This window comes from Trebonia sp. (genome assembly GCF_049794275.1).
Taxonomy (GTDB): Bacteria; Actinomycetota; Actinomycetes; order Streptosporangiales; family Streptosporangiaceae; genus Trebonia.
In genome coordinates this window covers 1-10,079 of sequence record NZ_JBARCR010000571.1, presented here as the reverse complement: position 1 = coordinate 10,079, position 10,079 = coordinate 1, and the positions used below count along the sequence as shown (strand labels likewise).

General features: G+C 67.0%; 11 protein-coding genes. 8 read left to right on the top strand and 3 right to left on the bottom strand.

Translation table 11 applies throughout. The features are described from left to right. The 7 genes from WA805_RS15605 to msrB form a co-directional block, all read left to right on the top strand. On the top strand, positions 1-1,058 hold a 1,058-nt coding region (locus tag WA805_RS15605; RefSeq protein WP_425242683.1), incomplete at its 5' end, for an ATP-binding protein. Positions 1,059-1,073: 15 nt separating this feature from the next. After that, positions 1,074-1,490, top strand: a complete 417-nt coding sequence (locus WA805_RS15600) for a roadblock/LC7 domain-containing protein (RefSeq protein WP_422279998.1) — start codon at positions 1,074-1,076, stop codon at positions 1,488-1,490. Beyond that, positions 1,487-1,870 (top strand): DUF742 domain-containing protein, encoded by a 384-nt coding sequence (locus tag WA805_RS15595; protein WP_422280000.1) that lies wholly within the window; start codon positions 1,487-1,489, stop codon positions 1,868-1,870. The genes WA805_RS15600 and WA805_RS15595 overlap by 4 nt, the downstream gene beginning before the upstream one ends. Beyond that, positions 1,851-2,459: a GTP-binding protein gene (locus WA805_RS15590; RefSeq protein ID WP_422280002.1), complete on the top strand. Its 609-nt coding sequence runs from the start codon at positions 1,851-1,853 to the stop codon at positions 2,457-2,459. The genes WA805_RS15595 and WA805_RS15590 overlap by 20 nt, the downstream gene beginning before the upstream one ends. Positions 2,460-2,597: 138 nt before the next feature. Then, positions 2,598-4,172 carry an HD domain-containing phosphohydrolase gene (locus tag WA805_RS15585; RefSeq protein ID WP_425242682.1) on the top strand — a complete coding sequence of 525 codons (1,575 nt, stop codon included), beginning with the start codon at positions 2,598-2,600 and terminating at the stop codon, positions 4,170-4,172. 128 nt (positions 4,173-4,300) lie between these two features. Next, a complete protein-coding gene (locus WA805_RS15580) occupies positions 4,301-5,197 on the top strand; it encodes an alpha/beta fold hydrolase (protein ID WP_425242681.1) in 897 nt (298 codons plus the stop codon). Between the two features lies 1 nt (position 5,198). Further along, positions 5,199-5,669, top strand: a complete 471-nt coding sequence (gene msrB / locus WA805_RS15575; RefSeq protein ID WP_424563875.1) for a peptide-methionine (R)-S-oxide reductase MsrB — start codon at positions 5,199-5,201, stop codon at positions 5,667-5,669. A 53-nt stretch (positions 5,670-5,722) separates the two neighbouring features. On the opposite strand, the gene WA805_RS15570 is transcribed toward msrB, so the two are convergent. Both WA805_RS15570 and WA805_RS15565 read right to left on the bottom strand, forming a co-directional pair. Next, positions 5,723-6,502 carry an SDR family NAD(P)-dependent oxidoreductase gene (locus WA805_RS15570; RefSeq protein ID WP_422284908.1) on the bottom strand — a complete coding sequence of 260 codons (780 nt, stop codon included), beginning with the start codon at positions 6,500-6,502 and terminating at the stop codon, positions 5,723-5,725. Between the two features lie 59 nt (positions 6,503-6,561). Further along, on the bottom strand, positions 6,562-7,788 hold the full coding sequence (locus WA805_RS15565) for a hypothetical protein (protein WP_422280012.1): 1,227 nt from the start codon (positions 7,786-7,788) through the stop codon (positions 6,562-6,564). Positions 7,789-8,018: 230 nt separating this feature from the next. Here WA805_RS15565 and WA805_RS15560 point away from each other — a divergent pair, with 230 nt between their 5' ends. Then, complete coding sequence (locus WA805_RS15560; RefSeq protein WP_425242680.1) at positions 8,019-9,128, top strand: hypothetical protein; 1,110 nt, start codon at positions 8,019-8,021, stop codon at positions 9,126-9,128. A gap of 63 nt (positions 9,129-9,191) precedes the next feature. Here WA805_RS15560 and WA805_RS15555 read toward each other — a convergent pair. Then, positions 9,192-10,079: C-terminal helicase domain-containing protein (locus WA805_RS15555; protein ID WP_425242679.1), on the bottom strand; the 888-nt coding region annotated here is incomplete at its 5' end.

Here is a 10,079-nt window from a genome sequence, read left to right as displayed (position 1 = left end):
CATCGGTGGCCGAGGTCGAGGACTACGTCCGGGTGGACGTGGTCAGCGAATCACAAGACCTGGTTGCGGGGAACGCGGTCAACGACGTGATCCACCTCGTCGCCGAACTGATCGAGAACGCCACGGCGTTCTCACCGCCCAATACGCGGATCGAGGTCAGGGCCGACCGGGTAGGTGTCGGCCTCGTCGCTGAGATCGAGGACCGGGGTCTGGGCCTGGGCGCCGACGACATCGACGACATCAACCGACGCCTCGCCAGCCCGCCAGAGTTCGACCTCGCCGACAGCGAGCAGCTCGGCCTGTTCGTGGTCGGCCGACTGGCGGCCAGGCACCACATCAAGGTCTCGCTCCGCCCGTCCCCATACGGGGGCATCACGGCCGTTGTTCTGCTGCCATTCGGCGTGATCGTGCGGGAGGAAGACGCCAGCCTGACAGATGATCCACGCGATTGGCCGACCGCCGCCGCTGCTGCACAGGATGTCCGGCCCTCGGACGCGCTCGAGCACCTGATGACGGGCGCGAGCGCCCGTGGAGGGGAACGGCAACAGCCCGAGGGTCGCAGGATCTCCCCGCACCCAGCAGGGGAGCTGGAGCAGACCGCGCCAGAGGAAAGGGCGGCCCTGCCGTCGCCTCCCGCGGCACCATGGGCCGCACCGCCTGCCTGGGACGCCAGCCCGATGACTCCCTGGCCCGAGGCCTTGAAGCCTGCGGCCACCCGGCGGGCAGAGCCGCCAGAAGGGCTGTCCGTGGACAGCGGTGCCGACCAGCCTCGCATTCCCTTGTCACCCTCGCCTGCCGGCGCCGGACGGCCAAGCCCCGTGTCGTCGGGCAGCCACCTCGGTATGCCCGTACGGGTTCCGCAGGCCAGCCTGGCCCCGCAGTTGCGCGGCCGCCCCCAGTTCGGTTGGTGGACCACGGCGCCCGAGGAACCCGAGGTCGATGAGCGACCGCCGGAGGTGACCGGGAACATGATGGCGTTGATGCAGCAAGGATGGCAGCGCGGGCGAGTGGACGACCTTGAGGACCCCGAGGGTGCCCCGAGCAACGGAACTGACTGATAGTGAGGCTGAGCAATGGCACAGACCGACGCGACCGGACAGCTGAGCTGGCTGCTGGACAACCTGGTTAATCAAGTCGAGCACGTCGAGCAGGCAGTCATCTTGTCCACGGACGGCCTGGTTGTGGCGTCATCACGGACTCTGGCTCGTGAAGACGGCGAACATCTCTCGGCCCTAGCCTGCGGCCTGCAGAGCCTGGCCCAGGGAGCAGGACTGCATTTTCGCGACGGCAACGTACGCCAGATCATCATCGAGTTGGACAAAGCGTTCCTGCTCATCATCGCTGCCGGCAACGGGACGTGCCTGGCTGTGCGGACCTCCGCGGACCCGAATGTAGGCGTGATCGCCTACGAGATGGCAATGCTCGTGCGGCGCATGGGCAAGTATCTCGCCGCCGAGCCGAGATTTCGTGACGACGAAATGGCCGAGTGACCTCCCGCGACGGCTTCGGGGATCGCTGGCTCGACCGGGAAGCCGGGCCAGTGGTCCGGCCGTATGCCGTGACCAAGGGACGGACACAACCAAGGGGCGGGCAACCGTTCGGCTTGATCGACGTGGTCTTCGCGACAGGCGAGCGGCCGCCGGCGCACTTCCGGCCCGGACCCGAACACAGGCGGATCCTCAGCCTCTGTCGCCGCCCGACCCCGATCGCCGACGTGATCTTCGAGGTCGACCTTCCTATCGGGGTGGTGCGTGTTCTGCTCGGCGACCTCGCCGGAGAAGGGATGATCCGGGTTATCTTCACGCAGAGCGAGCCGGGAACTGAACAACGCCTGTTGAGGATGGTGCTCGATGGACTCGAATCGCTCTGATGACGCGCCGGACGAGGCGTGGGTGCCGTCCACTGCCAAGATCCTCATCGCCGGGGGTTTCGGCGTAGGAAAGACAACCCTAGTCGGTGCGATCAGTGAAGTCAGGCCGCTGCGCACCGAGGAACCGATGAGCGACCGCAGCGTCGGCGTCGACGACGTCAAGGGCGTGGTTGGCAAGACCACCACGACGGTGGCCATGGACTTCGGCCGGATCAGCTTCCAGTCCGGCCTCGTGCTCTACCTGTTCGGCATGCCTGGCCAGGGGCGCTTCTGGTTCATGTGGGACGATCTAGCTATCGGCGCCATCGGAGCGGTGGTTATGGCCGATGCGCGGCGCATCGCAGACAGTTTCGCTTCGATCGACTACTTCGAGCGGAAGGGAACGCCCTTCGCCATCGCCGTCAACTGCTTCGATGAAGCCCCCCGGTTCGAGCCGGACGACATCAGGATCGCGCTGAGCCTGAGGCCCTGGGTGCCCGTCGTGATGTGCGACGCGCGGCAGCGGGAGTCCGTCAAGAAGGTTCTTGTCTGTCTGGTCAAGTACGTCATGACCGTCAGCGGCAGAGCTGACGGTATCCGCATTACCTAGATAATCGCCATTATCCCGAACGTAGGGTGGATGACTGCGCTCGCCAACGACTCTCCGGCCGGTCTTAAGCCGATAGCCCGCGTGATGTCGAGTTCGACCTGCTGGTTTACGTCTGGGACCCGCGCGTAGGGTTCGGACATGGAGGCACGGACGGAAGTGGGCGGCGTCCGGCTGGCTGAGCTGATGGGAGCCCTGTCCTACGCGGCCGATCTTGGGTTGGGCCAGCCGATCGAGCATTGCATGCGGCAGACGGTAATCGCGCTGCGGCTAGCCGATCGCCTCGGTGCCGACGCTGGGGAGCGCGAAGCGACTTACTACGTCGGCATGCTGATGAACGCCCATTGTCATGCTGACGCGACGGAACAGGCCCGCTGGTTCGGCGACGCCATCGCCTTCAAAGGCGATGGCGTCGAGGTGCTGGGCATGAACACGGCCCAGACGATCGGCTTGCTGTTGCGCACGCTCGCCTCGCACGGCACTGCCGTGGATCGCGCCAAGCGGCTTGCGAGCTTCCCCGGTGCCGGCTTCAAGCAAATGGAGACCTTCCTGACCACGCACTCGACACTCGGTGCGCAGTTCGCTGAACGGGTCGGCTTCGACGCCCTCGTCTCGCTGGCGATCGGGCAGGCCTACGAGCAGTGGGACGGCAAGGGGCAACCGCTCCATCTGCGCGGTGACCAGATCTGCTTTCCTGCACGTGTCGTGCAGTTCGCTGGTCCGGCGGAGACGTTCCATCGACGGCATGGCCTGCACGCGGCGGTGGCAATGGGGCACCGGGGACGCGGCCGCCGGTTCGCGCCTGAGGTCGTGGACGCGTTCGGCGCGCACGCCGCGGAGATTCTGGACGACATCGACGAGGCCGGCTCCTGGGCCGCGCTGCTGGCCGCCGAGCCAGGGTTGGTACGCCGCGTGCCGGCTACCGAGTTGGACGCTGTGCTGGTTGCGATCGCCGACATGATCGACCTGAAGAGCCCGTACCTGGCCGGTCATTCGCGGGGAGTGGCGAACCTCGCGGCCGAAGCCGCACGAGACAGCGGGTTCGCCGACGAGGAGGTGTCGACGCTGCGCCGGGCTGGGCTGCTACATGACCTGGGCCGACTCGGCGTGTCGTCGGGCATCTGGGACAAGCCCGGCCCGCTCACCGAGACAGAGTTCGAACGGGTCCGCCTCCATCCGTATCTCACCGATCGGATGCTGGCGCGAATCCCGGCGCTGAGCCGGATCCGGGAGATCGCGGCGCGCCACCACGAGCGGCTGGACGGCTCGGGTTATCCGCGCGGGCTCACCGCAGCATTGCTCACCCCGCCTGACCTTCTGCTCGCCGCAGCCGACGTCTACCACGCGCTTTCCGAGCCGCGCCCGCACCGCCCTCCGCTCGACGCCGGCCATGCCGCCGACGAACTACGCGACCAAGTGCGCCGCGGGCTGCTGGACAGGGAGGCAGCGAACGCGGTGCTGCGCGCCGCTGGGCATCGCGCACCGGCGCGCCAAGGCTGGCCGGGCGGCCTCACCGGCCGCGAGGTGGAGGTGCTGCGGTTGCTCGCCCGCGGTCATCCGAACAAGCAGATCGCACAGCGCCTCGCGGTCAGCCCGAAGACAGTCTCCAACCATGTCGAGCACATCTACGCGAAGCTCCACGTATCCAGCCGCGCCGCGGCAACACTATTCGCGACCCAGCACGGCCTGATGGGGACCTACGAGTCAGGGGGGTAAACGCCTCATGTGCTGGACCCCGGGCAACTGTAGCGTCTGACCCAGGATGTTGACCGAGCCAGTGGCCTGGCAGAGATGAAGGCTCGCACCGGGACGACGTGGGGCGCGGTCGACCGGAAGGAGCATCGATGATCTCATCGACATTGGATGTGGACTGGGAACTGCGGGAGACCGGTCCGACCGAGGCACGGCACGGCGTGCTGCTGCTCCCCGGCGGCGCCTGCTCGGCGGCCTTCTACAACGAGCTGGCTGCCGAGCCTGTACTGGGCGATCTCCGGCTCGTCGCCGCGACTCTCCCTGGCCACGCGGGCACGCCTGCGCCGAGTGACCTGTCCACACGGAACTACGGCCGCTTGGCGGCCCAGCTCGCGACGGCCAAGCGCTGTGACATGGTGCTCGGGTTCAGCATGGGTTCGACCATCGCGCTCGAGATGGCCACCACGGCCGGCTTCACTGGCCCGCTGATCCTGACCGGCGCCAGCTTCTCGAGGAAAGCCGAATCGACGATGCTGGAGGTGCTAGATGCCCTCGCCCGCGTGACCGGCGCGCTCCCGTACGCGTTCATGCGGTCGATGTTTGGCCCGATGCTCAAGCAGAGCACCATTCCAGCGGAACGGCAGGCCGAGCTACTGGCCGAATTCAAGCGCAATCAGCCGAAAGAACTGCGCAGACTTATCCGGGCCTATCTGCGTGACCTGGGGCGTGAACCGTTGATCGGTGACCGGCTCCGTGCACTAGACGCACCCGTTTGGATCGTGCACGCCGACAAGGGCGACGGACGCCTCACCACCCAGGAGCGCCGGTCGCTTGCGGGGTGCCCGAACGTCACGGTTGTAACAATCCCTGGGCGGAGCTTTTTACTGCCCAACGAGCACCCTGCCCAGCTCGCCGATCTCATCGTCGAAGCTCTCGCCACAGTCTCAGCGGCTCCAGCCACTACCGCGACGGACATAACGGAGGCCAGCTCCAGGTTGCACCCTTCGGGGTCATCTCGCAGCCAGCGGGATCGTGAATCAAGGAGCTGATATGACCGGCAATTACCGCAAAGACCCTGAGGCTGTCTCCCGGCTTACCCCGGGGCAGTACCGGGTTACCCAGAAGAACGGCACCGAGCCGCCGTTCGGGAACGAGTACTGGGACAACAAGGAGCCCGGCATCTACGTCGACGTCGTATCCGGCGAGCCGCTGTTCGCCTCGGTCAGCAAGTTCGACAGCCACACCGGCTGGCCGAGCTTCACGGCTCCGATCGAGCCCGGCAACGTGGTCAAGCGCCGCGACTTCCGCATGCTGATACCCAGGACCGAAGTCCGCTCCGCCCACGGCGACAGCCACCTGGGCCACCTGTTCCACGACGGGCCCAAGGAAGCCGGAGGCCTGCGCTACTGCATCAACTCCGCCTCCCTCCGTTTCATCCCGGCCGACGACCTCGAACGCGAGGGCTACGGCGCCTACCGCGAGCTCTTCGAACCGAAAGACAACACCGGCAGCGCGTCATGACCACCGGGAAGGCAATCCCCGCCGACGCCCGCCGCGCCGACCCGGCAACGGGATTAAAGTACTGGGCTGGTTCCTCCGTCGAGATTGACGGCCGAGCCAGTCACGTAGGATGAGCGATCTGACAAGAGATAAGCCGCCAGGTCGGCGAACTCTTCGGACCGGCCAATCCTGCCCAGCGGAATATGGGAGTTCTTAACCATCTGGCGGTACAGCTCTTCCTCCGACTGGCCTGCCGCGTCAGCGCGCCGCTGCCACTGGCCACTTGCAACCAGGCCGATGAGCACGGCGTTGACCCGGATGCCGTGTCCGCCGAGGTCCTTGGAGGCAGCCTTGGTTATGGCCAGGCCAGCAGCACGGGAGGCAGTGGTCGGCAACGACGCGGCTCCAGCGGCCTTGGCGCCAATGTTGAGCACATTGACGATGGCTCCGCCACCAGCCGCGATCAGGTGCGGCACAGCCAGGCGGGTGCAGCGAACGGACGCGAGCACCTTGAGGTTAAGGTCGGCGATCCAGTCGTCGTCGGAGACCTGATCGATCCGTCCTCCGGCGCTCTTGCCCGCGTTGTTCACCAGGCCGTCGAGGCGGCCCCACCGGGTGACGGCCGCATCAACAAATCGTTCAAGGTCAGCCGGGCGAGTGACATCGGCCTGCACTACAAGTGCATCACCCCCGGCGTCACGCAGCCGCTGCTCGGTGACGGCCAGCCGGTGAGAATCCCGCCCGCAGACCGCGACCCGGGCCCGCTCCCCGACGAGGCGATTCGCAAGCGCCGCTCCCAGCCCATCGGTCCCGCCAGTGATAAGCACGACCTTGCCATTCAGGTGCAGATCCATTGAACTATTCTGGCCCAGCCCCTGTTAGCAGCTGGATAGCAACCTCGGGCTCATCGACGTTAACTGACAGATGACCCGCTCTCGGTCGGCTGGGTGACGACTGAGTTGACGTCGTCGAAGATCCCTGGCGCGTTCTGGAACGCGCCGCTGGGGTTGTCCGACAGGGTTGAGTTGTCGATGGTGAGCGTCCCGCCGCCGGAGTTAACCACGAAAAAGATCGCACCGCCGCCCTCATTGGCGGTGTTGCCGCTCATCGCGGTGCCGTCAACCAGCAGGTTGTAACCGGTGCCGTCGGTGTAGATCGCGCCACCGCTGCCGCCGCCCGGGGTCCCTGACTTTGCCGGGTTGGCGCCCGAGCCGATCGCCTTGTTGCCCGTCATCAGGCTGTTGTAGACGGCGAAGTTGGCGAACAGGCCGCTGAGCGCGGCGCCGTTGGAGCAGGAGTTGCCGGTAAAAGTGTCACTGACGATGTAGACCGGAATGCTCATGTCCATACCGGTGGCGCGGATGGCGCCGCCGCCGAGGTCGGGACCGGTGGCGTAGCAGCGGTCACCGCTGAAGACCGAGTTGACCACCTTGAGCTGGCCTCCCTCGTCGAAGATGGCACCGCCGCCGTAGCTGGCGGTCTTCGACTGCTGGGTTGCCGAGTAGGCGTCGGTAAGCGTCAGGTTCTGCACCACCAGCTGCGGCCACTGCTGCTCCCAGCAGTCGCTGGTGGCGTAGGTCTGGGCCGCGTCGCAGGTGTTCATGTAGAGGATCCGGGTGCTGCCGCCGCCGCTCAGCGTGACCTTGCCACCGCCGTCGAGGACGACCTGGTGGCTGGTGTTCACCACCTTGGCAGTGGCGGTCATGGTGATCGTGACCGGCTCAGGACCGCAGTCGAAGGTGATGATGCCGCCCTCCGCGACCGCCTGCACGACAGCCGCAGACGTACACCCGGCGGGCGTGCCGTCGCCGATCACGTGGTCCGGGTGGCTGGTGTCCACCGCCTGGGCCGCCACCGGGACGGCCGCGTGCCCATCCGGGTCCCCCGCATGCAGCGGGGAACCGCCCGATGTGGTCGCACCGCTGGTGCCGACGGCGGCCCGGGTGCTCTCCCTAGCTCGTGCAGCGGTAATGAAAACCGGCTGGCCGTCCTCCGTTCCGGCCTGGGGGCTGAGCGACGCGCTAGCCGGGCGGGGCGCGGAGGCGGTGAAGGGACCGCCGCAGGCCACCGCTCCGGTCAGCAGGAAGCCCGCTGCTACGAGCCTGGCGCAGATCTGGCCCAACCGTCCCACCAGTCGCATGGCTCGCATGCTAGCGCCTTCGCCGCCGGTGACCCCTCGGGTTTCCTGATCAGGGTCCACACAGCCACCACCGGTCCGTTCGGAGAAAAGGCTCTTCATTCCGAACGGACCGTGGTGTCACTTCACAGCAAGCTCCTGCACACGACGGACGACCAGGGCTGCCCGCCCACTGCGGCGGATGCTCTTCGACATCGCCCGCGTCCGTCTGTGGGAAGGCGGAACATAGGGGCATGGTCGACTACCCAGAGCGCTGGAGCTCCCCGTTCACCCAGGTCGAAATGCGCAGGCTGTGGACGTACAGCGACGGTGCTCTCACGGTCAAGGCGTACCGGTTGCTCGGTGGCACTGCCAGGGCCGGAAGTTGGGTACTGGTCGACCAGGCGACCGGGAACATCCAGGGCGTAGTTCCGCCGGGAGAATTCTCACGCCGATTCCGGCTGGTGGACCTGTTCGCCGATGTACCCGGTCTTGCCACCTATCTGGGGACGGTCGCCGCGGCAGACGGTAGCGCCCTGGTGGATCTCGTACTTGATCGCAATCCCTTCATGCTGGCCAACGGGCCCCGGCGGGCGGCAAGGCCCCACGCGCTGATAGTGCCCCGCAGCCGTCGCGACGGCTGGTCGTCGGCCACGACTCAGGAACTGGCGGCCTGTCATGCGGCGATGACCCTCGTCGCCGCGTGGTACCGCAGCATGGACGGCGGCCACGTGGTGTTCAGTGCCAATGACAGCGCACCCAACCTCGACTACCTGCGCGATATGGAAGCCGCGGACGGGACCCTCGTCGACGGCGGCACCGACGTGGCAGTCACCAAAAATCCCCGGCAGGATGTGCAGCACGCCCACTTGCACGCCTTCTACGCTGAACGCGACCGGACCGAGAATTACGAGTCGTCGGCGCTTGAGGGGTATCCCGTCATCGCAGCGGGTCACCGGGCATTCAGTGCCGCCCTCGGCAGCGACGCCGTGCTGGTGGAACCTGACAGCACGAGGCTCGCCGCCGGCGTTAGCGTTGCGGCGCAGCCCTGGGGTGGCACCTACTGCTCTTACCAGCTGGGGGTGGACGGCCCCTTCTGGGTTATGCCTGCACTGGGGCCGTCGATGGACGAGTTCAACCGGCGCCTCGCACGGGCCGATGGTCTCAAGGCGGAACCCGACCCGGGACTGGGCGGGGCCGTCAACCTGGTGCGGCCTAGCCTGACCGACGTGCAGCGGCTCCATGCGGCGCAGCGGGCCACCGCTGAACAGCGGGAGAGTTTCGAGACCTTCGCCGCCCAGCACGGACTGAACGCACAATCGCTGGACATGGATCTCGCACTCCGTACGCCCCGCACTCCGTAGAGCCTGGCCCGGTCGCGTTCAAGCGCCCGCGGCAGCCTCAGTCTCGCCCGGGAAACCTATCGGTCAGGAACGGAGGGCGCCGACGTGTCGAGAAGGCGCCCGCAGCGCATCCGTCAGCAACGCGACCAGCGCATCGAGTTGCACGTCAGCGGACGAGGAGACCTCCTCGTCTGACCCGTCCAGCGCTCGGGCGGCAAGCCCCGCCTTGCTGTCGATCAGCTCGGCGATTCGGGTGTCTATGGTCTGCGCGGCGATGATGCGCCACGCGGTGACCGGTTCGGCCTGCCCGATGCGGTGGCTGCGATCGATGGCCTGGGTCTGCTCGGCGTTGGTCCAGGACAGCTCGGCCAGCACAATGTTCGACGCGACTTGCAGATTGATGCCCACCCCGGCCGCGGTCAGCGAGCACACCGCGACCGCGACGTCCGGGTCGTTCACGAAGGCATCGATATTCGCCTGCCGCGCCTTGGGCGTCTGGTCGCCGCGGATCGACGAGAAGCGCACCCCCTGCCGGGCAAAGGTCTCTTCGGCAGCGTCCATCACGTCGATGTGCTTAGCGAAGAAGACGACCTTGCCGGTGCTGCGGGCCAGCTGCGCCGCGTAGTCCGCGGCCAGTTCGGCCTTCGCCTGGCCGATGTGCCGCATCATGGTGAACACGTTCTCGCCGGATTGCGCGGTCGTCGCGTCCTTCAGCTCCGACCGGGCCACCCGGCGGACCAGGTCGTAGTCAATGCCTTCGACGCCGGTGTCGGAGGACCGGTTCGCGAGCGCTGTCTCGTATTGTGCCACCATCCGGCTGGCGAGGTTCCGCTCTGCCGCCCGGATCGACCGGCCGGCCTGTCCGTCCAGCTCAACGGGGAGATCGGCGATGCGGCGGGCGGGGATGTCGGCGGCCACGTCGAGCTTGCGGCGGCGGACGATGCCGAGGTCGATCACGCACTGGCGCGCCGC

Coding starts and splice junctions, on each gene's coding strand:
- WA805_RS15600 (WP_422279998.1), top strand. CDS start 1,074: ATGGCACAGACCGACGCGACCGGACAGCTGAGCTGGCTGCTGGACAAC.
- WA805_RS15590 (WP_422280002.1), top strand. CDS start 1,851: ATGGACTCGAATCGCTCTGATGACGCGCCGGACGAGGCGTGGGTGCCG.
- WA805_RS15585 (WP_425242682.1), top strand. CDS start 2,598: ATGGAGGCACGGACGGAAGTGGGCGGCGTCCGGCTGGCTGAGCTGATG.
- WA805_RS15580 (WP_425242681.1), top strand. CDS start 4,301: ATGATCTCATCGACATTGGATGTGGACTGGGAACTGCGGGAGACCGGT.
- msrB (WP_424563875.1), top strand. CDS start 5,199: ATGACCGGCAATTACCGCAAAGACCCTGAGGCTGTCTCCCGGCTTACC.
- WA805_RS15570 (WP_422284908.1), bottom strand. CDS start 6,502: ATGGATCTGCACCTGAATGGCAAGGTCGTGCTTATCACTGGCGGGACC.
- WA805_RS15565 (WP_422280012.1), bottom strand. CDS start 7,788: ATGCGACTGGTGGGACGGTTGGGCCAGATCTGCGCCAGGCTCGTAGCA.
- WA805_RS15560 (WP_425242680.1), top strand. CDS start 8,019: ATGGTCGACTACCCAGAGCGCTGGAGCTCCCCGTTCACCCAGGTCGAA.